At 67.5% G+C, this 23742-nt stretch carries 17 protein-coding genes; 9 read left to right on the top strand and 8 right to left on the bottom strand.

All coding sequences use genetic code 11. The features are described 5' to 3' along the window. Positions 1 to 243: 243 nt before the first annotated feature. Both HAV18_RS01650 and pbpC read left to right on the top strand, forming a co-directional pair. Entirely contained in the window at positions 244 to 6291 is a 6048-nt protein-coding gene (locus HAV18_RS01650; protein WP_166951827.1) for an alpha-2-macroglobulin, read from the top strand. 10 nt (positions 6292 to 6301) lie between these two features. After that, a complete protein-coding gene (gene pbpC / locus HAV18_RS01645) occupies positions 6302 to 8545 on the top strand; it encodes a penicillin-binding protein 1C (protein ID WP_166951825.1) in 2244 nt (747 codons plus the stop codon). A gap of 28 nt (positions 8546 to 8573) precedes the next feature. On the opposite strand, the gene HAV18_RS01640 is transcribed toward pbpC, so the two are convergent. The 3 genes from HAV18_RS01640 to HAV18_RS01630 all read right to left on the bottom strand — a co-directional run bounded on the left by HAV18_RS01640 (position 8574) and on the right by HAV18_RS01630 (position 11237). Further along, entirely contained in the window at positions 8574 to 9218 is a 645-nt protein-coding gene (locus HAV18_RS01640) for a LemA family protein (protein WP_166951823.1), read from the bottom strand. 81 nt (positions 9219 to 9299) lie between these two features. Then, on the bottom strand, positions 9300 to 10733 hold the full coding sequence (locus HAV18_RS39555; RefSeq protein ID WP_208101636.1) for a YgcG family protein: 1434 nt from the start codon (positions 10731 to 10733) through the stop codon (positions 9300 to 9302). A gap of 120 nt (positions 10734 to 10853) precedes the next feature. Beyond that, positions 10854 to 11237 (bottom strand): hypothetical protein, encoded by a 384-nt coding sequence (locus tag HAV18_RS01630; RefSeq protein ID WP_166951820.1) that lies wholly within the window; start codon positions 11235 to 11237, stop codon positions 10854 to 10856. A gap of 221 nt (positions 11238 to 11458) precedes the next feature. On the opposite strand from HAV18_RS01630, the gene HAV18_RS01625 reads away from it, so the two are divergent. Both HAV18_RS01625 and HAV18_RS01620 read left to right on the top strand, forming a co-directional pair. Beyond that, positions 11459 to 11743 carry a hypothetical protein gene (locus HAV18_RS01625; RefSeq protein WP_166951818.1) on the top strand — a complete coding sequence of 95 codons (285 nt, stop codon included), beginning with the start codon at positions 11459 to 11461 and terminating at the stop codon, positions 11741 to 11743. Between the two features lie 204 nt (positions 11744 to 11947). Continuing rightward, on the top strand, positions 11948 to 12637 hold the full coding sequence (locus tag HAV18_RS01620) for a hypothetical protein (RefSeq protein WP_166951815.1): 690 nt from the start codon (positions 11948 to 11950) through the stop codon (positions 12635 to 12637). A 39-nt stretch (positions 12638 to 12676) separates the two neighbouring features. On the opposite strand, the gene HAV18_RS01615 is transcribed toward HAV18_RS01620, so the two are convergent. Both HAV18_RS01615 and HAV18_RS01610 read right to left on the bottom strand, forming a co-directional pair. After that, positions 12677 to 13198 (bottom strand): GNAT family N-acetyltransferase, encoded by a 522-nt coding sequence (locus tag HAV18_RS01615; protein WP_166951812.1) that lies wholly within the window; start codon positions 13196 to 13198, stop codon positions 12677 to 12679. Positions 13199 to 13219: 21 nt separating this feature from the next. Further along, positions 13220 to 14473, bottom strand: coding sequence for a multidrug effflux MFS transporter (locus HAV18_RS01610; RefSeq protein WP_166951809.1), 1254 nt, complete (start codon positions 14471 to 14473; stop codon positions 13220 to 13222). Positions 14474 to 14723: 250 nt separating this feature from the next. Here HAV18_RS01610 and HAV18_RS40330 point away from each other — a divergent pair, with 250 nt between their 5' ends. Further along, complete coding sequence (locus tag HAV18_RS40330; RefSeq protein ID WP_407062399.1) at positions 14724 to 15149, top strand: hypothetical protein; 426 nt, start codon at positions 14724 to 14726, stop codon at positions 15147 to 15149. On the opposite strand, the gene HAV18_RS01600 is transcribed toward HAV18_RS40330, so the two are convergent. Continuing rightward, positions 15134 to 16030: a glutamate/aspartate ABC transporter substrate-binding protein gene (locus HAV18_RS01600; protein ID WP_166951806.1), complete on the bottom strand. Its 897-nt coding sequence runs from the start codon at positions 16028 to 16030 to the stop codon at positions 15134 to 15136. The genes HAV18_RS40330 and HAV18_RS01600 overlap by 16 nt on opposite strands. Positions 16031 to 16451: 421 nt before the next feature. Between HAV18_RS01600 and HAV18_RS01595 the strand changes: the two genes are divergently transcribed. From HAV18_RS01595 to HAV18_RS01580, 4 genes are all read left to right on the top strand, one after another. Next, a complete protein-coding gene (locus tag HAV18_RS01595; protein ID WP_166951803.1) occupies positions 16452 to 18095 on the top strand; it encodes a S8 family peptidase in 1644 nt (547 codons plus the stop codon). Positions 18096 to 18449: 354 nt separating this feature from the next. Then, the gene (locus tag HAV18_RS01590; protein WP_166951800.1) at positions 18450 to 18761 is read left to right on the top strand and encodes a hypothetical protein; all 312 of its coding nucleotides are present in this window, start codon (positions 18450 to 18452) and stop codon (positions 18759 to 18761) included. Positions 18762 to 18808: 47 nt separating this feature from the next. Beyond that, positions 18809 to 21574, top strand: coding sequence for a magnesium-translocating P-type ATPase (gene mgtA / locus HAV18_RS01585; RefSeq protein ID WP_166951797.1), 2766 nt, complete (start codon positions 18809 to 18811; stop codon positions 21572 to 21574). 79 nt (positions 21575 to 21653) lie between these two features. Beyond that, positions 21654 to 22397, top strand: coding sequence for a transporter (locus HAV18_RS01580; RefSeq protein WP_166951794.1), 744 nt, complete (start codon positions 21654 to 21656; stop codon positions 22395 to 22397). A 75-nt stretch (positions 22398 to 22472) separates the two neighbouring features. Here the strand turns inward: HAV18_RS01580 and HAV18_RS01575 are convergent, their stop codons facing one another. Together HAV18_RS01575 and HAV18_RS01570 are read right to left on the bottom strand one after the other, a co-directional pair. Beyond that, entirely contained in the window at positions 22473 to 22757 is a 285-nt protein-coding gene (locus HAV18_RS01575) for a transcriptional regulator (protein ID WP_113046845.1), read from the bottom strand. 75 nt (positions 22758 to 22832) lie between these two features. Further along, positions 22833 to 23708: a LysR family transcriptional regulator gene (locus HAV18_RS01570; RefSeq protein ID WP_166951791.1), complete on the bottom strand. Its 876-nt coding sequence runs from the start codon at positions 23706 to 23708 to the stop codon at positions 22833 to 22835. Positions 23709 to 23742 lie beyond the last annotated feature (34 nt).

The raw sequence follows: 23742 nt of genomic DNA, 5'->3' as shown, positions 1-23742 counted from the left end.
GCGGACCTGAAATGTACGCGCACAAATCGGAACGAACAATCTTTTTATAGTCCATTAAATGTTCCGCAATCCGAGACAATCGACATTTCGCTGCATTTTTGTATCGTCGGCGCGACAAAGTTGCGGCACGCACGTCAGTGTCGCACGTCGACGGCACACTGTGCGGCGCGATGCGCGCAGATGTCGGTCGGTTAGAATCGCGTGCAATCAAACAGAAAGCTTCCCTCCGAGGGCAATCGAGCGATGAAGCAGCACGACAAACACAACAAAGCGAAACGACTCCACCACACCACCCGGCTGCTCTGGCGCATCGGCGCCGTCGCGGCGCTCGGCGGCGCCACGGCACTGTCGCTGCATGCACTCGCGGCGCGCACGGTGAGCGTGTCGCCGCAAGGCACCGTCACCGAAGTCCGGCAGAGCGTCGTCAAGTTCGACGAACCGATGGTCGCGTTCGGCTCGGCCTCCGCGCCGAATCCCGCGCGCGTCACCTGCAACGATTCCACGGCCGCGCGCGGCCAGGGTCACTGGCTCGACGACAAGACCTGGGTTTACGATTTCGAAAACGACCTGCCGCCCGGCGTGCGCTGCTCGGTCGCGCTCAACGACACGCTGCGCTCGGTCGCCGGCAACGCGGCCAGCGGCCCGCGCCGCTTCACGTTCCAGACGGGCGGCCCGTTCCCGGTGAACGTACGGCCCGGCTCGCGCGAGATCGAGGAACGGCAGATATTCGTGCTGAAGCTGAACGGCCCGGCCGAACCGCGCTCGGCGCTCGCGAACATCTGGTGCGAAGCGGCCGGCATCGGCAACCGCATTCCCGTCACGGCCGCCGACGACGATGCGCGCAACGCACTGCTCGATCACTTCGGGCTGAAGAAGGATGCCGCGCGCGTGCTGACGCTTTCGTGCGCGCAGGCGCTGCCGGCGAGCGCAAAGATGCAGCTCGTGTATGGCAAGGGCGTCACGAGCCCGAGCGGGATCCCGAACGAAACGGAACGGCGCTTCGATTTCACCGTACGCGCACCGTTCGCCGCGAGCTTCTCGTGCGAACGCGAGAACGCGAAGGCCCCCTGCACGCCGCTGCGCCCGCTCACGCTGTCGTTCAACGCACCGATCTCGCGCAAGAACGCCGAGGCCATCAAGCTGCGCGGCCCTGACGGTTCGCTGTCGCCGACCTTCGCGGCCGACGACAAGAGCGAGGAAGTCACCACCGTCACGTTCAACCCGCCGCTGCCCGAGCAGGCCGGCCTGACGATCGAATTGCCGTCGGGCCTGCGCGACGTGACCGACCGCTCGCTGTCCAACGCCGACCTGTTCCCGCTCGCGACACGCACCGCGCCGATGCCGCCGCTCGCGAAATTCTCGTCGGGCACCTTCGGGATCGTCGAGCGCTTCGCCGAACCCGATACGCCCGCGCTCGTGCCCGTCACGCTGCGCAACGTCGAGGCCGACCTGCATATCGACGGCCTGAACACCCAGGGCGCGCAGTTCTCGAACCTGAAGGTCGACGACGACACGGCGATTCGCCAGTGGATGCGCACCGTCGACCGCTTCGACAACTGGTCGATGACGGCCGGCTCGATCGACAGCCAGATTCCGGGCCTGCTCGAACGCAAGGGCCAGCACCCCGTCTACGTGCCGCGCGAAGCCGGCGAAAAGGCGCCCGCGCCGAAGGATCGCCGCATCGACGTGCGCTCGCTGACCCTGCTCAAGGGCCAGCCGGGCGTGCAGGCGCTGACGCTGCCGAAGGCCGACCCGAAGGCACTGCGCCCGTTCGAAGTCGTCGGCGTGCCGATCGACAAGCCCGGCTTCTACGTGCTCGAACTCGCGTCGCCCGCGCTCGGCCGCTCGCTGCTGGCGAAACCGTCGAGCATGTACGTGCGCACCACGGTGCTCGTCACCAACCTCGGCGTGCACCTGAAACAGGGCCGCGAAAACAACCTCGTGTGGGTCACGACGCTCGACAAAGGCAAGCCCGTGCCGAATGCGCAGATCCGCGTGTCGGACTGCAACGGCGACGAGATCGCGTCCGGCAAGACCGATGCGCAGGGTTTGCTGAAGATCGACGGCGCGTTCGAATCGAAGCGCGCCTGCAGTTCGTCCGACTCGGAGCAACGCTTCGACGACTACTTCGTGTCGGCCCGCGTGAACGATCCGAAGACGGGCCCCGACATGGCGTTCGTCAGCTCGGGCTGGAACCGCGGGATCGAATCGTGGCGCTTCAACGTGCCGACCGACACCGACAGCGCACCGACCGTGCGTGCGCATACGGTATTCGATCGCACGCTGCTGCGCGCGGGCGAAACCGTGTCGATGAAGCACTTCATCCGCACCGAAACGCTGCAGAGCCTCGCGTTTCCGTCGCAATACCCGACGCGCGTGACGATCCGCCATCTCGGCACGGGCCAGACCTACAAGCTGCCGCTCACGTGGGCGGCCGACCACAGCGCGGACTCGCAGTTCACACTGCCGGCCGCCGCGAAGCTCGGCGAATACAGCGTCGAGCTCGAAGGCGGCCCGGAGGACGCGCCGACCGCCACCTATTACAGCGGCAGCTTCCGCGTCGAGGCGTTCCGCCTGCCGGTGCTGAAGGGATCGATCGGCGCGCGCGACGCGCAGAAGAGCCCGCTCGTCGCCGTGAAGGAAGCGCCGCTCGCGGTGCAGATCGACTACGTGTCGGGTGGCGGCGCATCGAACCTGCCGGTGCAGGTGTCGGCGCTGATGAAGTGGGCATCGCCACCGTTCGCGGATCGCTTCGAGGATTTCAGCTTCACGCCGTATCGCCCCGACACGAGCGACGGCAATGCCGACGACGATTCGCAGGACGGCGACAACGCGTCGTCGTCGAACAACGACCCCGACGCGACGAAGCTGATCGCCGACAAGCTGCCGCTGACGCTCGACCGCAACGGTGCGGGCTCGGTCACGCTGAAAGGCCTGCCCGACGTCGACGCACCGAAGCGCATCGCGCTCGAAGCGACGTTCGCGGATCCGAACGGCGAAGTGCAGACGATTCGCGGCGACACGATCCTGTGGCCGGCCGCGGTGGTGGCCGGCGTCAAGGCAGGCCGCTGGGTATCGGTCGGCCAGCGCGTGCCCGTGCAGGCGCTGGCGGTCGACCTGCAAGGCAAGCCGCGCGCGTCGGTGCCGATCGAGATCAAGGGCGTCGCGCGCATCACGACGTCGTCGCGCAAGCGGATGGTCGGCGGCTTCTACGCGTACGACAACAAGAGCGACACGCGCGACCTCGGTGTGCTGTGCTCGGGCAAGACCGACGACAAGGGCCGCATGGCCTGCGACGCGACGCTCGAACAGGCCGGCAACGTGCAGCTGATCGCTGTTGCCAAGGACGGCGACGGCCGCACGTCGAATGCATCGACATCGGTGTGGGTCACGCGCGAGGACGAACTCTGGTTCGGCGGCGACAACACCGACCGGATCGACGTGATCCCGGAGAAAACCTCGTACGAACCGGGCGAAACCGCCCGCTTCCAGGTGCGCATGCCGTTCCGCTACGCGACCGCGCTGGTAGCGGTCGAGCGCGGCGGCGTGATGGAAACGCACATCGTCGAGCTGAACGGCAAGAACCCGACGGTCGACCTGAAGGTCGGCGACACGTGGGGGCCGAACGTCTACGTGTCGGTGCTCGCGCTGCGCGGCCGGATTCGCGAAGTGCCGTGGTACTCGTTCTTCACGTGGGGCTGGAAGGCGCCGGTCGAATGGGCGCGCGCGTTCTGGCGCGAAGGCCGTCACTATGAAGCGCCGACCGCGTTCGTCGACCTGTCGAAACCCGCGTTCCGCTACGGCCTCGGCGAGATCAAGGTCGGCACGGGCGTGCACCGACTCGGCGTGACCGTGACGACCGACGCGACCCGCTACACGGTGCGCAGCAAGGCGCAGGCGCACGTGAAGGTCACGCTGCCGAACGGCCAGCCCGCGCCGGCCGGCACGCAGATCGCGGTCGCGGCCGTCGACGAGGCGCTGCTCGAACTGATGCCGAACAACAGCTGGGACCTGCTCGACGCGATGCTGCGGCGACGCGCGTACGGTGTCGAGACGGCCACCGCGCAGATGGAAATCGTCGGCCGCCGCCACTTCGGCCGCAAGGCCGTGCCGGCCGGCGGCGGTGGCGGCAGCGCGCCGACCCGCGAGCTGTTCGACACGCTGCTGCTGTGGAATCCGCGCGTGACGCTGGATGCGAACGGCAGCGCGACCGTCGAGGTGCCGCTGAACGACGCGCTCACGCGCTTCCGGATCGTCGCGATCGCGGCGGTCGGCCCCGACCGCTTCGGCACCGGCAGCACGTCGATCCGCAGCACGCAGGATCTGCAGTTGATCTCCGGCCTGCCGCCGCTCGTGCGCGAAGGCGACGCGTTCCGTGCGCAGGTCACGCTGCGCAACACGACCGACCGCGCGATGCAGGTCGTCGTGACGCCGCGTGTGACGGGCCTCGAGGTCGCACCGCAAACCGTGTCGCTGGCGGCCAATACGGCAACCGAAGTCGCGTGGACGATCACCGTGCCCGAGCAGGCGCTCGACGCGGCCGGTGCGCTGAACTGGCGCATCGAAGCGGCCGAGCAAGGCGGCAAGCGTGCGTCCGACGCGCTGGCGGTTGCGCAGAAGGTCGTGCCCGCGCTGCCGGTCACGGTTCAGCAGGCGACGCTCGCGCAAGTCGACGGCACGCTGACGGTGCCGGTGGCCTCCCCGGCCGGTGCCGCGAACAACGCGCAAGGCCTGCCGCGCGGCGGCATCGCCGTGTCGCTGCAGTCGAAGCTCGCCGACGGGCTGCCCGGCGTGAAGCGCTGGTTCGAGCGCTATCCGTACCGCTGCCTCGAACAGCAGACGTCGCGCGCGATCGGCCTGCGCGATCCCGCGCAATGGCAGGCGCTGATCGCCCGCATGCCCGTCTATCTCGACAGCGACGGGCTCGCGAGCTACTTCCCGCCGTCGTCCGACGATTCGCATGCCGGCAGCGCGACGCTGTCGTCGTACCTGCTCGTGGTGTCCGACGAGGCGAGCCGTCTCGACCCGCGCTTCGCGCTGCCGGAAGACCTTCGCACGCAGCTCGAAGCCGGGCTCGCGCGCTTCGTCGACGGCCGCCTCGAGCGCAACACGTGGGCGCCGCGCCAGGATCGCGACCTCCGCAAGCTCGCCGCGATCGAGGCGCTGTCGCGCTACGGCGCAGCGCAGGGCCGCATGCTCGGCTCGATCGAGATCGCGCCGAACCAGTGGCCGACGTCGGCGGTGATCGACTATCACGCGATCCTGACGCGCGTGAAGGACATCCCGCAACGCGACGAGAAACGCGCGCAGGTCGAACAGATCCTGCGCGCACGCCTCACGTACCAGGGCACGCAGCTCGTGTTCTCGACTGCACGCGACGACGACCTGTGGTGGCTGATGACCAGCAACGAGACCAACGCGGCACGTCTCGCACTGGAATTCGCGGGTGACCCGGCGTGGAAGGACGAGATGCCCCGCGTGACGGCCGGCCTGCTCGCCCTGCAGCGCCAGGGCGCATGGCAGACGACCACGTCGAACGCGCTCGGCCTGCTCGCGGTCGAGCGCTTCTCGCGCACTTACGAGAGCACGCCGGTTGCCGGCGCGACGAAGGTCGCGCTCGGCGGCGACGAGCGCACGATCGCGTGGTCGCAAGCGCCGGCACCCGCGCCCGCCGACACGGCGGCATCGGCCACCCCGGCCACCCGCGCCGCCGCGGCCCGCAGCGTGATGCTGCCGTGGCCGCGCGCGTCGCAGGCGCCGGCCACGCTGTCCGTCACGCAAGACGGCACGGGCCGTCCGTGGGCCACGATCGAAAGCCTCGCAGCCGTGCCGCTGCGTTCGCCGTTCGCCGCCGGCTACCGGATCACGAAGACCGTCACACCCGTGTCGCCCGCCGTCAAGGGCGTGCTGACGCGCGGCGACGTCGTGCGCGTGCATCTCGACATCGATGCGCAGAGCGACATGACGTGGGTCGTCGTCAACGATCCGGTTCCGGCCGGTTCGACGATCCTCGGCTCGGGCCTCGGCCGCGACTCCGAAGCCGCGACGCAGGGCGAGAAGACGCCGGACGGCGCGTGGCCGGCGTTCATCGAGCGCGACTTCGACGGCTACCGCGCGTACTACGACTATCTGCCGAAGGGCAAATTCTCGGTCGAGTACACGGTGCGGCTGAACAACGTCGGCACGTTCGGGCTGCCGCCGACGCGTGTCGAGGCGCTGTACGCGCCGTCCGTGTACGGCCTGTGGCCGAACCCGCCGATGACCGTGAAGCCGGCCGACGCGGGCAAGTAACGAGACCGTGATGATCGATCAGGTATTGCCGCGGCCGGCGCGTTTCGCCGGCCGCGTATTCGTCGCCGTCGTGCTGGCCGCGCCGCTCGTCGCGCATGCGCTGCCGGGCTACGACGAAGTGCGCCGCAACTGGCGCAGCTCCGACTGGGTGCTGCTCGCGCGCGACGGCACGCCGCTGCAGCGCACGCGCGTCGACCTCACCGAACGGCGCGGCGACTGGGTGTCGCTCGCCGACGTGTCGCCCGCGTTTCGCGAGGCGATCGTCGTGTCGGAAGACAAGCGCTTCTACGAACACAGCGGCGTCGACTGGCGCGGGATTGCCGGTGCCGCCTGGGGCAACCTGTGGAACGAGCGCACGCGCGGCGCATCGACCGTCACGATGCAGCTCGCCGGGCTGCTCAGCGATTCGCCGCGCCGGTCGGGCCAGCGCTCGCTGCCGCAGAAGGCCTCGCAGGCGGTCAACGCGATGCTGCTCGAACGCGGCTGGCGCAAGGACCAGGTGCTCGAGGCCTACCTGAACCTCGTGCCGTTTCGCGGCGAGACGATCGGCCTCGCCGCGCTGTCGCAGGTGCTGTTCGGCAAGGCGCCGTCGGGGCTCGACGCACGCGAAGCCGCGATCGCGGCCGCGCTCGTGCGCGCGCCCAACGCAACGCCCGCGAAAGTCGCCGAGCGCGCGTGCCGGATCCTGCGCGACATGCATGCGGAACAGGCCTGTGCATCGCTCGACGGCTACGTGCAGCTTGTCACCGCGCGCCCGGCCAGCGCCGCGCGCGACGACGGCGCCGCCCTCGCCCCGCACTTCGCGCGACGCATCGCGGCCGAGGTCCGGCCGACGGCCGGCGCGCAGGTGCGCACGACGCTCGATGCGCCGCTGCAGCGCTTCGCGCGCGACACGCTGATGCGGGCGCTGACCGAACTCAACGCGCCCGCGCACCGGCGCAACGTGCAGGACGGCGCGGTCGTCGTGATCGACAACGCGACCGGCGAGATTCGCGCATGGGTCGGCTCGTCCGGCGCGCTGTCGAGCGCGCGTGACGTCGATGCCGTGCTCGCGCCGCGCCAGGCCGGCTCGACGCTCAAGCCGTTCCTGTATGCGCAGGCAATCGACGAGAAACGGCTGACGGCCGCGTCGTTGCTCGACGATGCGCCGATCAACCTCGCCGCCGGCGGCGGCCTGTACATTCCGCAGAACTACGACAAGGATTTCAAGGGCTGGGTAAGCGTGCGCAGCGCGCTCGGCGGCTCGTTGAACGTGCCGGCCGTGCGCACGCTCGTGCTCGTCACGCCGCACCGCTTCGCGCGCACGCTGACCGCGCTCGGCCTGCCGCTCGCGCAGGAAGGCGACTACTACGGCTTCAGCCTCGCGCTCGGCAGCGCGGACGTCACGCTGCTGTCGCTGACCAACGCGTACCGCGCGCTCGCGAACGGCGGCGTCGCCCGCCAGGTCGTCGACCGGCCCGCGCCGGCACCGGCATCCGGCGCATCGGCATCCTCGCCCGATCGCGCGGCCGACAGCACGCGCGTGTTCAGCGAGGCGGCCAGCTTCGTCGTGACCGACATCCTCTCCGACAACAACGCGCGCGTGCGGACGTTCGGCTTCGACAATCCGCTCGCGACGCGCTTTTTCTCGGCCGTCAAGACCGGCACCAGCAAGGACATGCGCGACAACTGGACCGTCGGCTACACGTCGCGCTATACGGTCGGCGTGTGGGTCGGCAATGCGGACGGCTCGCCGATGTGGGACGTGTCGGGCGTCACGGGCGCGTCGCCGGTGTGGTCGGCTGTCGTCGGCTACCTGCACCGCGACGTGCCGAGCCGCGCGCCGCGTGCGCCGGCCGGTGTCGAGACGCGCCGCATCACGTTCGAGCGCGATATCGAGCCGTCACGCAACGAGTGGTTCGTCGCGGGCACGGCGGTCGACACTATCCGGCTCGCCGCCCCAGTCACGCCGGGCAAGGACGGCGCGCGTGCGCCGCTGACGATCGGCGCGCCGACCGACGGCACGATCTTCGCGATCGACCCGGACATTCCGCCGAAGAACCAGCGGATCTGGTTCGAGCGCTCGGCCGGGCGCGCCGCGAAGTTCGCGTGGCGGCTCGACGACAAGGTGATCGGGCATGCCGACCGCATCGCGTGGATGCCGTGGCCGGGCCGGCACCGGCTCGAACTGGTCGATGCGCGCGGCAATGTGGCCGACGCGATCAGCTTCGAGGTGCGCGGCGCGTTCGCGAAGGCGGCCGCGCGCAAGCCCTGAACGCCTTTGTCGGCCTTATTCGTCAGCCTTATTCGCCGGCCGTGTTCGCCTTCGGCGGCTGCGGCTGCGGCTGCGGCTGCGGCTGCGCGGAGAAATCGAGTGCCGGCGCGGTCGAGATCGCCGCTTCGTTCGCGACGCTGAAATTCGGGCGCGGCTGGTAGCCGAAGATCTTCGCGATCACGACGCCCGGGAACTGGCGGATCTGCACGTTGTAGCGCTGCACCGTCTTGATGTAGCGGCCGCGCGCGACCGCGATGCGGTTTTCCGTGCCTTCGAGCTGGGTCTGCAGGTCGCGGAACGCTTCGTTCGCCTTCAGCTCCGGGTAGCGCTCGGACACCACCATCAGCCGGCTCAGCGCCCCGGACAGCTCGCCCTGCCGCTGGTCGAACGCCGCGAGCGCGGCCGGATCCTTCGCCATCTCCGGCGTCATCTGCACGCTGCCTACGCGTGCACGGGCCGACGCCACTTCGGTCAGCACGCGCGCCTCGTGCGCCGCGTAGCCCTTCACCGATGCGGCGAGGTTCGGCACGAGGTCGGCGCGGCGCTGGTACTGGTTCAGCACTTCGGACCACGCGGCATCGATGTCCTCGTCGGACGACTGGATCGCGTTATAGCCGCACCCCGCGAGCGGAGCCAGCACGCAGCACACGAGCAGGATTCGAAACCATTTCATCGTGGATTGTTTCCGGTTGAACGCTCCGGGTGGAGCGGTAGGTGAAAGGAACCAGGTGTGCAGGCACGCTGCGCGCGGACGCTACCAGCGGCCCGATGCGCCGCCACCGCCGCTCGAACCGCCGTCGCCGCGGAACGAATCGGAGCTCGAGCTCGATTGCGACCGGGAGCCGGACGAGGATGACGACGAAGACGAACCGATGCCCGTCAGCTTCGCCCAGATCACGGCGAGCACGCACAGCACGCCGAAGATGCCGGACAGCACTTCCTCGACCGAATAGTCCATCTCGCGCCCGATCGCGATGATCATGAACAGCGTCCCGCCCACGATCGCCGTGTATTTGCGCACGCGTGCCGACAGGAACAGGTTGACGCCGAGCAGGCACGGCGCGACACCGGCCACCGCCGGAACGAACGCCGCGGCGCCCAGCATGGCTTCGACATTGCCGTTGAAGATCGCGCCGACCGGCAGCATCACGATCGGCACGACGGCCGCCACGAGCCACGCGGCCAGGAGCGCCACCCTGCGGCGCAGCTTGCGCCACTGCGCGACCACGCCCAGCACGACGTTGGCAACCCCGAGCAGGAACCAGAACCGCACGCCGCCCGTGTTCGGGCGCTTCCGCTCGGGCAGGCCGTTCGACTGGTATTTCTCGCCGCCGGCTCGTGCGTCGCGGGGCGGTGCGTTCGTGGCATCCGTCGCGGTCGCCTCGGCCGTTTCGTAGGCGTCGTCGCGCCCGTCGTATGCGGTCGCGGGCGCGGCCTGCTCCGGCGCGGCGACGTCAGGCGGCATCATTTCGTGTGCCAGCGCGTCCACTGCGTCGCTGATGCCGGCTTCAATGCGGTTCTCGCGGAATGCCGGCACGATCCGCTCGCGAATGATCCGGCCCGCGACGATGTCCGGAATCGTGCCTTCGAGCCCGTAGCCGACTTCGATCCGCACGGCATGGTCGTTGAGCGCGGCGACCAGCAGCAGGCCGTTGTTGACCTCGGCCTTGCCGAGCTTCCACTGGTCGAATACGGTGGTCGCAAACTGTTCGATCGTCGACTGCCCGGTCGACCCGACCAGCAGGACCGCGATCTGTACGCCGAGCCGTTGTTCGAGCGCAGCGAGGCGGTCGGTCAGCTCCGATGCGCAGGCCGCGCTCAGCGCGCCCGTCGTGTCCGTCACGCGGCCTTTCAACGGCGGTGCGGCTTCGGGTTTTGCGGCGACCGGATAGGCCGCTGCGGCGGCCACGTGCGTGCAGGCCAACTCGGTCGGGACGGAAAGCGTGGCAGCAGACAACGCCGCGCCGGCAACGCTGGGGGCTTCGGCCGGCGCTGCAATGGCCGTGCCGCCGAACAGCAAGACCGCGCCCGCCAGCAAGGCCGTGGCCTTCCAGAAGCCGGGCCTGCAGGTTGTACCCTTCGCGCTGTGTGTATGCCGAATGTCGTTTCGCGTGGTGCCTGCCCACGATGCCGGATCGCCGTCGCCACCCGGCAGGCACGGCCGGCCCGTCTGTCGTTTCAAAGTCATGTCGGAAACGGCGCGCCGGCTCCATCGGGAACGGCACGTTCTCTCGTCGTTTTTAATCGTCCCGCAGCATAACCAATTGTGAAAGGAACTGAAAGGTTTCCGGCCGGCTTCCGGATCGCGTCATTTCAGTATGCCGTCGTATCGCCCCGATGCCGGCACATAGGTCTCGAAGCGGTTGTCTTCCGCAGTTTCAACCAGCAGCCTGCCGCACGCGGTGCATTCGTATGCGGTTCTTTCGAGGCCGTGAAAATGCGTGTGCAGATGATCGTGAAGCACGTTCCCGTGGTCGAGCCGCAAGCCGATGTAGTCGCTGGAATAACCCCGGCTCACCAGCCAGTCAGACGTTTCACCCTGCTCCGCTGCCACGACGTAGCTTTGCAACTCGCTCACCAGCCAGTCGAAAAACGGCCCGTACGCCGTATCCTTGAGAATGCGTGCCTTGTAAGGCAGCGAATCGGTGTTGTCCCGAATCGTGTTTCCGCACACACAGCCGATCTTGCTCATCGCTTCCCCGTTGCTTGTCTCAATGCGATCACCGTAATCCAGATACCGTTCCGGCCACCGCTGCTCCTGCGCGCCGGACCGTCGCCACGCGACTGTCCGATTGATCCTGCCAACGCGCGAATCATTGTGCATCGCGAGGGATGCGGTCGACAATATCGGGCACGCGAGGCATTCGGATACCGACGACAAACCAGCGCAGGCCGATTCCGGAGTCGACAAAAATGACACCTGAAACCGAGGGGAAGCTGCTCCAGTACGGCGTACAGATCATCCCGCTCTTCCTGGGACTGTATTCGGGCGATGCGCTGTGGGATGCCTATCTGCATGGCGGCATCCTGGAATGTCACCAGGCCCGAATGCACGACATGACGTGCTGGTGGATCACGCCGGACATGGGCGAGCACTACCAGCGGCTGCTCACCGGCCATTGGCACGCACTCGCGCTCAGCATCGTGCTGAGCCTGTTGCTCGCCTACATGATGAAGCCGGCCCGTCCACGCAACTGACGCCTGTCACCGGGAACGCGGCAACGCACGACACGCCGGACGGCAGGTCGCGCCCGGCCGCAAGCGGGCCAGACAGACCAAACGGGCCAAACGAGCCAAATGACCCAAACGGGCAAGCAGCGCCCCGATTCGGGACCTAGAATGTGAACGACGCCGCACCGTCGGCGCCCACCGGTTGCCCCACTCTCATCAAGGCCAGCGACCATGAACACTCACCCCAGGCGTTTCATCCGCCCCGCGCTGGGCACGCTCTGCATCGCCACCCTCGCGACGCTTCAGGGGTGCAACGGCGATGCCTGCTTCGGCGTGGATGCCTGCTTCAACAACAACACGCAGACCGTCGCGCTGTCGGGCACGGCCGCAACGGGCGACGCGCTCGCGAGCGCGCAGGTGACGGTCAGCTGCGTGACGGGCTCGGCGACAACGCTGACGGATGGCGGCGGCAACTACCGCGTTTCGGTCAACGCCGCGCTGCCGTGCGTCATTACCGTCACGTCGGGCGGTACGAGCCTGCATTCGCTCGCATACGCAGGCGGCACGTTCAATACGACACCCGAGACCGAGCTGATACTGGTCTATCTCGCAGCCCAGCTCGGCACGAACACAGGTGCATTGATCGGCAATTTCCAGGGCAATCCGCGCTACCAGCAGGCGATGAACAACGCAGACACCGTACAGGCCGCGCAAGCGGCCGTGGTGACGAACCTGCAGCAGCGCTATTCGGTCACGCTCGCGGCGCCGGCGTTCCTGACCACGTCGTTCACGGTCGGACAACCGGGTGTCGACAGCGATCTCGTCGCCCTCGCGAAAGCCGGCGCGATCGACTCGAACGGGATGCCGGATCCGGCGGCCGTTTCGCTGCTGACGCAGGCCGGCGCGGCGCATCCGCTGTAAGCGGCCGGCGGCGGGAAGAAAATCGGCCGGTATCGCGCGTCAGGCGCGCGCTTCGGGCTCGTCGTCGGCCAGCAGCGCCCACCGTTCGTGGTCGCGCCATTCGCCACCGATGCGCAGATAGCGCGGCGAAAAGCCCTCTTTCGTGAAGCCGAGCCGCCGGACCAGCGCAATCGACGCGTGGTTGCCGGGCTGGATGTTCGCTTCGAGCCGATGCAGCCCGAATTCGCCGAACGCGACACCGATCGCCGCGCGCATGGCATCGGTCATCAGCCCCTTGCGGCTGAACGCCACCATTCCGTAGTACCCGAGATACGCGCTCTGGAACACCCCGCCGACGATCTCGTTGAGGTTCACCACGCCGACCACTGCCCCGGACGTGCGCTCGCGCGCAACGAGGCCGACGTTCGGCCCCGTCAGGCAGCGGCCGAACCACTGGTCGAATCCCGCCTGGTCGGTGAACGAGTCGACCCACGGCAGATGGTGGCTCCGGCTCGCGCGATTGGCGGCGATCAGGTCGGCGGCGTCGGTCCGGGCGACGCGGTTCAGCAGGATCGGGTTCATGGGCAGGTCGACAGGCGGCATTTACGCGGCCTCCCCGCTCCCACACACGACGGGCGCGGCCTGGGCCTGCTGCTCCGACAGGTACCGCAGCAGCTTGGTGACCATCCACACGACGATGCACGACAGCGCGACGAAGAACACCGCGAGCGGCGTCAGCACATGGATCGACACGAAACCGGCCAGCCCCATCATCGCGGACGACACGAGCAGCAGCGCGCATCCGAGGATCGCGCTCGTCAGGCCGGCGATATGCGGAAACAGCGAATTGCCCTTGGCCATCAGCGTCGGATACATCGCGCCCGCGCAGAAACCCATCACGAGCACCGGCGTCGCGAGCGTCCACACGCGCAGCCCGACGGTCAGCGCCAGCACCAGCATCGCGATCGACGCACCCGCCATCACGCGCGCGCCGATACGCAGCCGTTGCTCGGCGCTCGGCAGCCCGCGCCCGTGAATGCGGTTCGACAGGCCGCCGAGGAAATACATGAGCCCGATGCCGAGCGCGAGATAGCCGAAGAAGGTCGGCGGCTTGTGCAGCGTGGTCTGCACCATGAACGGCCCGACGATGTTGAACACCAGCAGGATGCTGTAGCACAGCCCCTGTGCGAGGAAGCAGCTCTGGAACACCGGGCTCGCCAGCACCTTGCCCGCATTCGTCATCAGCGTGCGCGGCTCGAGATGCACCGGTTTCGGCAAGGTTTCGCGGTAACGCCACAGCAGCGCCCACATCACCAGCGAGTACACCAGCAGGAACACGAGGCACGCGCGCCAGCCGAACCATTCCTGCAGGTGCGCGCCGATCACCGGCGCGACGATCGGCGCGAGCCCCCATGCGATCGACATGTACGTGAACGCGTGCATCAGCGCCTGGCCGGAGAATGTATCGGTGATGATCGCCTTCGCGAGCAGGTTGGTGGTCGCGATCCCGAAGCCCTGCAGGCAACGCGCGAGCACAAACGTCTCCAGGTTCTGCGCGCCGAGCGACAACAGGCAGCCGATCGTGTAGATCACGAGCCCGAACGCCAGCACGCGCTTGCGCCCGTATGCGTCGGCGATCGGCCCGAAAACGAGCTGGCCGAGCGCGTACGCCGCCATGTAGCCGGACACGCTCGACTGGATCGCCTGCGGCGTGGTTGCGAACGATCGTGCCATGTCGGGCAGCGCGGGCACGTAGATGTCGATCGCGAGCTGGCCGGCGGACGCGAACAGGCAGATCAGGAACAACAGGAAGCGCGGCGAGTTCGACTCGCGCGCGGGAGTAAGCGTGGCGTTCATGACGACTGGGAAGGATTCGGGCGGCGGTGACGCAGCCGTGCGATGTTCGAACTGCGAACACGCGTGCGTCGTGTCGAATGCCGTATTGTGCCTGTTGTCGCGCCACGCAGCCGGATTCCCCTGGCGTGGACGAGGTTGAATGCGGATTGCGGCATGCCCGGAAATGCGCTAAATGCGCGACAGCCTCCGCTGCAAGCCGCTTTGATCCTGACTTGAGCCGGCACTCGCATGGCCGCCGATGGCGCGCTCCGTGAGCCGCACGATTCGTTCATTGTTGCTTCGAACGGCATTGTTTGATGGGGATACGAAGATGCGATTCCGTTCGTATCCGATGCAGGCGGCCCAGGCGCAGATGGTCGCCATGCAGCAGCAAATGATGGCGCTCCAGCACGTCGCGCTCGCCAGCGCACGTGCGATGCCGATACCGCAACCCGTCGGGTTCGCGATGGCGCCCTGGGCGATGCCCGAGCCGGTTCCCGTCACCGTGCCGGCGCGGCCGCCGGCACCTTCAGCTGCCCCGGGCGACACCCGCGGTGCCGGCCGAGCGCAGCCTGGCAATCAAGGCCTGACGCGTTTCACGCCATTCGCCTTCCACATCGCAACCGCCGGCACGCGCCGGCGGATTTTTCATTGCCGAGCGTCGATCAGACCCGCATCCGGTCAATACTGCGCCTGATCCGTCGGATTCCTGAACAGCTGCTTCATTTCCGCCGACAGCGGATAGTTGAGGCTCACGCCCTTCGGCGGGATCGGCTGCGTGAACCACTGGTTGTAGAGCTTCTCGGCCGCGCCCGACGTCTGCATCTTCGCGACCACGCCGTCGACGACATGCTTGAACGCCGGATCGTCCCTGCGCATCATGCACGCGTAGTTCTCGTGGACCAGCGGCGTGCCCGTCACCGCGTACGCGCCCGGGTTGCGGTCCTTCGCGATCTCGCCGTACAGCAGCGGCTCGTCCATCACGAACGCCACCGCACGCCCGGTCGTGACGTTCATGAACGCTTCGGCGTGGTCCTTGGCGCTGATGATCGTCATGTTCATCGCCTTCTCTTCGTTGAGCTTGCGCAGCAGGCGCTCGTCCGACGTGCCGGCTGTCGTCGCGACCGTCTTGCCGGCCAGGTCCGCGAAGTCCTTCACGCCCGAATCCTTGCGCGTGCTGAAGCGGATGCCATAAAGAAAGATGCTGTTCGAGAACGCGGCCTGCTTCTGCCGTTCGAGCGTATTCGTCGTCGATCCGCATTCGAAATCGATCGTCCCGTTCTGCAGCAGCGGAATCCGGTTCTGCGACGTGATCGGAATCTCCTTCACCGCGAGGGTCGGCAGGTTCAGTTCCGTCTTCAGCTGGTCGATGATGCGCGACGCGATGTCGCGCGAATAGCCGATGTTCTTCTGCTGGTTGTCCGAATACGAGAACGGCACCGACGATTCGCGTATGCCCAGCGACACGACGCCCGTGTCCTTGATCTTCTTGAGCGTGCCGGTGAGGGCCTGCGCGTGCGCGGTACCCGCCAGCGCACAGGACAGCGCGACGGCCAGCCAGCGTAAGCGGCGATCCATGCTTTTCTCCTGACGAAACGTTGATCGAATCGCGATCGTACGCCCGACAAAATTCGCGTCGCATCAGGGAAAGCGTAAACAACCTTCCATCGTGGCCGCGCATTGAAAGACGTTTGCCGTGCCGCGCAAACCGGCCCGTGCCGCACATTTCGCCCGACCGGCCGCAAGCGGACTCGCCTCACGTTCTGTGCCACACGTTCCAAACACGTGTTCATGCTGCGACGCACCAACGTAATCGTTTGCGCCAGCCCCGGTTTTTCTCGCGAAACGCACTCAAGAAGCCGCCGCACAAGCCGTTACCCAGTGCATGGCGCGTCGCAGCAACCTTGCCTCGGCCGCCAGACAAAAAAGACAAGGTCCGGGTCAGCCGGACCAGCGCCACCGCCGGCACGACGGTTATCTACGAGGATCGAGTTTCAACATGAGAACCAAGCGTTTCAATTTCGCGCTGGCGCGCTCCGCACACGCGCGCATGCTCGCCGGCATGCTGTCCGCCGCCGCCCTCCTGCCCCTCGCCGGTTGCGGCGGCGGAGGCGGCGGCGACGGCAGCAACCCGTCTTCTTCCAACGCGGCACCGGCCCCGGCGCCCGCTCCCAGCACCCCGACGACCCCGCCCGCCTCGACCGGCAGCAATGCATGCGCGACGCAGCAGGCCGCGGTGCAGATGGCGGCGCAGACCGCGCCGGCCGAAGCGCCGATCGATCACCTGATCGTCAAGCTGAAGACGCTGACGGCCACGCGTGCGATGGCGGCCGTCGACAACGGAACACGGCTCGACGCGGTCATCCAGCGCTCGATGACGCGCTGGACGGCACCGGTCGCCGGCAGCGCACGTGCGTACGCGAGCACGGTCGGGCAAACGCCGGTGAACGTGCAGGTCGAACGGACGATCTCGAATGGCGCGGCCGTGCTGTCGCTCGGCCAGCGCATGGCAGCCACCGACGCAGCCGCGCTCGCGCAGGCATTCGCAGCCGATTCGGACGTCGACTACGCGGAACCGGATCACCCGATGCAGATTCGCGACACGCCGAGCGATCCGCTCTATAGCCAGCAGTGGTACCTGTCCGACCCGACCGCCGGCATCGACATGCCGCCGGCGTGGAGCGTGACCAAGGGTTCGCCGACCGTCGTCACCGCCGTGCTCGACACCGGCTACCGGCCGCACGCCGATCTCGTCGGCAACCTGCTGCCCGGCTACAGCTTCATCAGCAACGTCAACACCAGCAACAACGGCCTGACGCGCGGCCCTGACGCAACCGATCCGGGCGACTGGGTCACGCAGCAGGACCTCAGCAATGCGAACGGTCCGTACTACAACTGCGCGACCCAGCCGAGCGACAGCAGCTGGCACGGCACGCGCGTGATGGGCGTGATCGGCGCGACCGCCAACAACGGCGCCGGCATCGCCGGCGTGTCGTGGCTCGGCCGAATCCTGCCGGTGCGCGTGCTCGGCAAGTGCGGCGGCACGACAAGCGACATCGCGGACGGGATGCGCTGGGCGGCCGGCATTGCCGTCAACGGCGTACCGAACAACCCGACGCCCGCGAAGGTCATCAACCTGAGCCTCGGCGGCGTCGGCGCATGCAGCACGACGTTCCAGCAGGCCATCGACGACGTGACCGCGAAGGGCGTGACCGTCGTCGTCGCGGCGGGCAACGACGGCCTGTCGACCGGGCTCGACCAGCCGGCGAACTGCCGCGGCGTGATCAGCGTCGGCGCCACCGACGCGACCGGCCGCCGGGCATCGTTCAGCAACTTCGGCGCCGATGTCGCGCTGAGCGCACCGGGCGTCAACATCCTGTCGACGTCGAATACCGGCACCACGACGCCGGGCTCGGACACCTACGGCCTCGCGAACGGCACCAGCCTCGCGACGCCGCAAGTGACGGGCATCGCCGCGCTGATGCTGTCGGTGAACGGCAACCTCACGCCCGCGCAGATCCAGCAGAAACTGCAAGGCGGCGCGCGCACGACCAAGCTGGCGGCCGGCACGTCGTGCACCGCGATGCCGGCAGGCTCGGGCATTGTCGACGCAGGGGCAGCCGTCGCGGCAGCCAACCAGTAACCGGCACGCTGTTTCAACGCGGCCGCGCGCATGCCGATGACGCATGCGCGCGGCCGTTTCATTGGCGGCGATCCGGCAGCGCGCCGCGTGCACTTCACCCGGATTACGTTTCTCGAAATAACGACTGACAAAAGGGTTGACGCTTCGCACGGCGACCCATTACCATCGCTCCCGTCTAATTACATGGAGTGTTCTGTGAACACCGATGCGAGTTGTAGTTGGTGCTTGACCAACTTGACTGCTGCCTGAGGAAAACGCGCAGAGCCTCGTCTTCTGCCGCATCCCGGGAAGCAGGATGCGGCGTCTTTCCGGCCTGACTGGCCAGATCTCCCGCCGAATTTTCGATGTTGTCGAATGCACGCGACGCGCCGTCGCGCGCGTGCGTTCGTGTTGCGCGCAGCGCCAGCCGCGTGCACCTTCCGTTCGCGTGCCGTCCGGCCGCGCGCCTTCGTGCGTGCGTCGCTGTCGATCGCCCGCGCCGATTATCCGCAACCGACAGGAGTGCAGATGAACTCAGACGACAGTAGTCGATTACCGCTCGCCGGTGCGACGCTGCGCATCGCCCCTCCGGCCGCACCGCACGCGCCGGCGAGCATTCCCGCCTTCACCGATCCCAATCCGATCGCGCCTGACGCGACGCGGCGGGGAGCGCTCGTGCGTCGATAACGTCACGGTCGCTCCCCGCCCGCCGCCTCGTGCGCAAGGAGCGACACATGACAACACGACACAACACATCGCAAAAGAAGCAGCGTGGCTTCATCAAGGCCGGCACCGGCCCGCAGAACGAACCGCGCATCATGCGTGCCGCGCAGGAAGCGGCCCGCCCGCTCGAAGACACGCTGAAGTCGCTGAACACCAGCACGCGCGGCCTCACCTACGACCAGGCCGCCGACCGCCTGCAGCACTACGGCCCGAACGAAATCGCGCACGACAAGCCGCCGCACTGGACCCGCCAGTTGCTGCTCTCGTTCCACAACCCGTTCGTCTACGTGCTGCTGGTGCTGGCCGCCATCAGTTTCTTCACCGACGTCTACTTCGCCGCCCCCGACGATCGCGACTATGTCGGCATGACGATCCTGCTGACGATGGTCACGATCAGCGCGCTGCTGCGCTTCGTGCAGGAATTCCGTTCGCTGCGCGCGGCCGAGAAGCTGAAGGCGATGGTCCGCACGACCGCCACCGTGCAGCGCGCGATGACCGACGCGTCCGAGCCGACCCGCCGCGAAGTGCCGATGCGCGAAGTCGTAGCCGGCGACATCGTGCACCTGTCGGCCGGCGACATGATCCCGGCGGACGTACGCCTGCTCGCATCGCGCGACCTGTTCATCAGCCAGGCCGTGCTGACCGGCGAGGCGCTGCCGGTCGAGAAGTACGACACGCTCGGAGCGGTCGCAGGCAAATCCGCCGGCACGCGCGCGGCCGGTGCGGCGACCGATACGTCGGCATCGTTGCTCGATCTCGAGAATGTCTGCTTCATGGGCACCAACGTCGTCAGCGGCACGGCGACGGCCGTCGTCGTCGCGACCGGCGAGGACACCTACTTCGGCTCGCTCGCGCGCAACGTCGTGAGCCACAAGCGCATCGAGACGAGCTTCGACCGCGGCGTCTCGAGCGTGAGCTGGCTGCTGATCAAGTTCATGTTCGTGATGGTGCCGATCGTGTTCATGATCAACGGGCTGACCAAGGGCGACTGGCTGAGCGCGCTCACGTTCGCGCTCGCGGTGGCCGTGGGTCTCACGCCCGAGATGCTGCCGATGATCGTCAGCGCGAACCTCGCGCGCGGCGCGGTCGCGATGGCGCGCCGCAAGGTCGTCGTGAAACGCCTGAACTCGGTGCAGAACTTCGGCGCGATGGACGTGCTGTGCACCGACAAGACCGGCACGCTCACGCAGGACAAGATCATCCTCGAACATCACCTCGACCTGTCGGGCCACAAGAACGAGGAGATCCTGCGGCTCGGCTGGCTGAACAGCTTCCACCAGAGCGGCCAGAAGAACCTGATCGACATCGCGGTCGTCGCACGTGCCGACGAGATCGGCGAACGCGTCAAGCCGCAGGGCTACAAGAAGATCGACGAACTGCCGTTCGACTTCGTACGGCGCCGCCTGTCGGTCGTCGTCGAGGATACGCGCGGCACGCACCTGCTGATCTGCAAGGGCGCGGTCGAGGAGATGCTGGCTGTCTCCACCCACGTGCAGGATGAAGACGGCGTGCGTCCGCTCGACTTCGTCGCGCGCAAGCGGCTGCTCGAACAGGCCAGCGCGTACAACGAGGACGGCTTCCGCGTGCTCGTGCTCGCGACGCGCACGATCCCGCGCGGCGACGAACGCCAGCAGTACCGCACCGCCGACGAACACGACCTCGTCGTGCGCGGCTTCCTGACCTTCCTCGATCCGCCGAAGGAATCGGCCGCGCCGGCGCTCGCCGCGCTGCGCGAGAACGGCGTCGCGGTGAAGGTGCTGACGGGCGACAACCCGATCGTCACGATGAAGGTGTGCCGCCAGGTCGGCCTCGAGCCCGGCAAGCCGATCCTCGGCACGGAAATCGAAGCGCTCGACGATGCGACGCTCGCGCAGGTCGTCGAACGCACGACCGTGTTCGCGAAGCTCACGCCGCTGCAGAAGGCGCGCATCGTCAAGGCGCTGCAGGCGAACGGCCACACGGTCGGCTTCCTCGGCGACGGCATCAACGATGCGCCCGCGCTGCGCGACGCCGACGTCGGCATCTCGGTCGACAGCGGCGCCGACATCGCGAAGGAAACGGCCGACATCATCCTGCTCGAAAAGAGCCTGATGGTGCTCGAGGAAGGCGTGATCAAGGGCCGCGAGACGTTCGGCAACATCCTGAAGTACCTGAACATGACCGCGAGCTCGAACTTCGGCAACGTGTTCTCGGTGCTCGTCGCCAGCGCGTTCCTGCCGTGGGAGCCGATGCTCGCGACGCAGCTGCTCGTGCTGAACCTGATCTACGACACGTCGCAGATGCTGCTGCCGTGGGACAAGATGGATCCCGAGTTCCTGAAGAAGCCGCGCAAGTGGGAAGCCGGCAACATCAGCCGCTTCATGCTGTGGGTCGGGCCGACGTCGTCGGTGTTCGACATCACGACGTACATCCTGATGTGGACGGTATTCGGCGCGGGTGCGATGTATCACCTGAACGGCGGCACGGGCGGCCAGATCGTGATGAACTCGGGCTGGTTCATCGAGAGCCTCGTGTCGCAGACGCTCGTCGTGCACCTGCTGCGCACGCAGAAGATCCCGTTCCTGCAGAGCACGGCCGCGCTGCCGGTGCTGCTGTCGACGTTCACCGCGATTGCGATCGGCTGCTGGCTGCCGTTCTCGCCGTTCGCGGAGTCCCTCGGCTTCATGCACCTGCCGGGCACCTTCTGGTTGTGGCTCGCCGCAACGATGGTCGGCTACATCCTGCTCGCGCAGATCGTCAAGACGGTCTACGTACGCCGCTACAAGCAGTGGTTCTGAAGATCTTTGCCTGAAGCCGGCCGGCCCGCGCTCCCCGACGCGGGCCGGCCGGCTCGCCATGAACGATACAGGTGATGCAATGAAGAGAATGCTTCCGCTCGCAGCCGCGAGCGCCCTCCTCGCGCCGTTCGATGCCCTCGCCACCCATCCGCTCGTCAGCGACGACACGGGCACGCAGGGCAACGCGAACTGGCAGTTCGAGTTCAACGCCGAGGAAACGTCGAAACAGGAAGAAAACGGCCGCCACCAGCTGTGGAACGCGACACTCACACGCGGGTTCGGCGAACACGTCGATCTCTACGTGAACGCGCCGTACACGCATCTGCAGACACGCACCGACGAAAATGGCGCCGGGCTCGGCGATGTCGAGATCGGCATGAAATGGCGGTTCGTCGAACGCGGCCCGCTGTCGATCGCGCTGAAGCCGAAACTGACGACGCCGACCGGCAACGACCGGCGCGGGCTCGGCACCGGCCGCATGGGTGCCGGCGCAACGCTGCTCGCGCAGCTCGACGTCGCGCGGTTTTCGTTCCTCGCGAATGCAGGCATGACGTACCAGCCGAATCGCCAGGGCGACCTGACGTCGATCTGGGCCGTGTCGGGCGCGGCGATCTACAAGGCGACCGACACGCTGCAGATCGTGGCCGACATCGGCACGTCGCGCAATACGGAGAGCGGCGCCGGCGCGCATCCAGCATTCGTGATCGCGGGCGCGATCTATTCGCCGAAGCCGTGGCTCGATCTCGACATCGGCTACCGGCGCGGGCTGAACGACCAGACCTACGATCATTCGGTGATGGGGGGCGTGACGGTGCGGTGGTGACGCGCCGGTGCGGCGCATCGAGCCGCATGCCGAACCGCAAGACGACGGGCCGCTTCGCTTCCAGCGGCCCGTTTTTTATTGCGTGTCGTTCGCGCCGAACAATTGCGCGCACACGGCGCGCCCTTCGTCGGTCAGCGCGGCGCTGCCGGTGCCGTCTTCGTTCAGCGTCGTCGCGCTCAGGCCCGCTGCGTCGAGCTGCGTCAGCACGCGGCGCAGCGTGCTCATCGGCAGTTGCGTGCGTTTCGCGATCTTCGGCAACGACCAGGTCTTGCCGGCCGGGTCGCTCGCGGCATCGTTCAGCGTTGCGAGTGTCGCAACGAGTGCGGGATCGAGCGGGGATTCGTCGGATTCTGAGGTCATCGGTTCGGTCTGTAGCGGACAGGAAATTCATTCGGGCATTCAGCGCCGATTGCGAACACTATATCGCTTCGCCCGTCAAGCTTCCTTGATCGCGGCACGCATGAACGACACAAAGCGCGTGGTCACGGGATCGTCGCGATCCGACAGCCAGGCGAGCCCGACGCGCCACTTCGCGTCCCGGCCATCGAGCGGCAGCACCGTCGCGTCGCGCAGCAGGTACTGCGCACGCGACGGAATGAACGCCACGCCGACGCCGGCCGCAACCGACGTCAGCACCGACTGCACGTCCTCCGCCTGCTGCGTCACGTGCGGCACGAAGCGGCGCTCGACGCACCATCGGTCGATCTGCGCGGCGAGCCCCGGGCCGCGCGCCCGCTGCAGCGCGATGAAGCCGATCTCGTTGAGCACGTCGAGATCGGCCGGCACGCGCTTGAAGCCGAGGTGCGGCGGCACCGCCAGCGCGAGCCCTTCATCGATCACCTTGAACGAGGACAATCCTTCGTCGGACGGCAGGCGCAGGAACCCGGCATCGAGCTTGCCCGCGCGCAGCCGGCGCGTCTGCTCGGACGACGACAGGTCGCTCAGCGTGACCGCGATACCCGGATTGCGGCGACGAAACTCCGCGACCCGCTTCGGCACGATCGTCAGGACGGACAGGCAGATGCCGAGCCGCAGATGCCCGCGCTGCCCGCTCGTCGCCTCCCGTGCGCGCGCCAGGATCTCGTCGGCATCGCGTATGAGCGCCTGCGCATCGGGCAGGAAGCGCTCGCCGAACGGCGTCAGCTCCGCACCATGCCGGCCGCGCTCGAACAGCTTGCCGCCCAGGCTCGCCTCGAGCGCGCCGATCTGCTTGCTCAGTGCCGGCTGGCTCATGTGCAGCGCATCCGCCGCGCGGCTGAAATGGCACAGCTCGGTAACGGTCAGGAACGTTCTCAGCAGCTTCAATTCCATTCTTAAAAGGAATCGTAACGATCAAAACATTCAT

Source organism: Burkholderia sp. D-99 (assembly GCF_011605345.1).
In the GTDB taxonomy this organism is placed as follows: domain Bacteria; phylum Pseudomonadota; class Gammaproteobacteria; order Burkholderiales; family Burkholderiaceae; genus Burkholderia.
Note: the sequence above shows the minus strand (reverse complement) of the source record. Positions and strands in the feature narration are given on the sequence as shown.

What these genes read in the sequence shown, in the direction of transcription:
- HAV18_RS01615 (WP_166951812.1), bottom strand. Translation starts at nt 13,198, where the DNA reads ATGAACCCGATCCTGCTGAACCGCGTCGCCCGGACCGACGCCGCCGAC.
- HAV18_RS01620 (WP_166951815.1), top strand. Translation starts at nt 11,948, where the DNA reads ATGAACACTCACCCCAGGCGTTTCATCCGCCCCGCGCTGGGCACGCTC.
- HAV18_RS01580 (WP_166951794.1), top strand. Translation starts at nt 21,654, where the DNA reads ATGAAGAGAATGCTTCCGCTCGCAGCCGCGAGCGCCCTCCTCGCGCCG.
- HAV18_RS01575 (WP_113046845.1), bottom strand. Translation starts at nt 22,757, where the DNA reads ATGACCTCAGAATCCGACGAATCCCCGCTCGATCCCGCACTCGTTGCG.
- HAV18_RS01650 (WP_166951827.1), top strand. Translation starts at nt 244, where the DNA reads ATGAAGCAGCACGACAAACACAACAAAGCGAAACGACTCCACCACACC.
- HAV18_RS39555 (WP_208101636.1), bottom strand. Translation starts at nt 10,733, where the DNA reads ATGACTTTGAAACGACAGACGGGCCGGCCGTGCCTGCCGGGTGGCGAC.
- mgtA (WP_166951797.1), top strand. Translation starts at nt 18,809, where the DNA reads ATGACAACACGACACAACACATCGCAAAAGAAGCAGCGTGGCTTCATC.
- HAV18_RS01625 (WP_166951818.1), top strand. Translation starts at nt 11,459, where the DNA reads ATGACACCTGAAACCGAGGGGAAGCTGCTCCAGTACGGCGTACAGATC.
- HAV18_RS01570 (WP_166951791.1), bottom strand. Translation starts at nt 23,708, where the DNA reads ATGGAATTGAAGCTGCTGAGAACGTTCCTGACCGTTACCGAGCTGTGC.
- HAV18_RS01630 (WP_166951820.1), bottom strand. Translation starts at nt 11,237, where the DNA reads ATGAGCAAGATCGGCTGTGTGTGCGGAAACACGATTCGGGACAACACC.
- HAV18_RS01610 (WP_166951809.1), bottom strand. Translation starts at nt 14,473, where the DNA reads ATGAACGCCACGCTTACTCCCGCGCGCGAGTCGAACTCGCCGCGCTTC.
- HAV18_RS01640 (WP_166951823.1), bottom strand. Translation starts at nt 9,218, where the DNA reads ATGAAATGGTTTCGAATCCTGCTCGTGTGCTGCGTGCTGGCTCCGCTC.
- HAV18_RS01590 (WP_166951800.1), top strand. Translation starts at nt 18,450, where the DNA reads ATGCACGCGACGCGCCGTCGCGCGCGTGCGTTCGTGTTGCGCGCAGCG.
- HAV18_RS01600 (WP_166951806.1), bottom strand. Translation starts at nt 16,030, where the DNA reads ATGGATCGCCGCTTACGCTGGCTGGCCGTCGCGCTGTCCTGTGCGCTG.
- HAV18_RS01595 (WP_166951803.1), top strand. Translation starts at nt 16,452, where the DNA reads ATGAGAACCAAGCGTTTCAATTTCGCGCTGGCGCGCTCCGCACACGCG.
- pbpC (WP_166951825.1), top strand. Translation starts at nt 6,302, where the DNA reads ATGATCGATCAGGTATTGCCGCGGCCGGCGCGTTTCGCCGGCCGCGTA.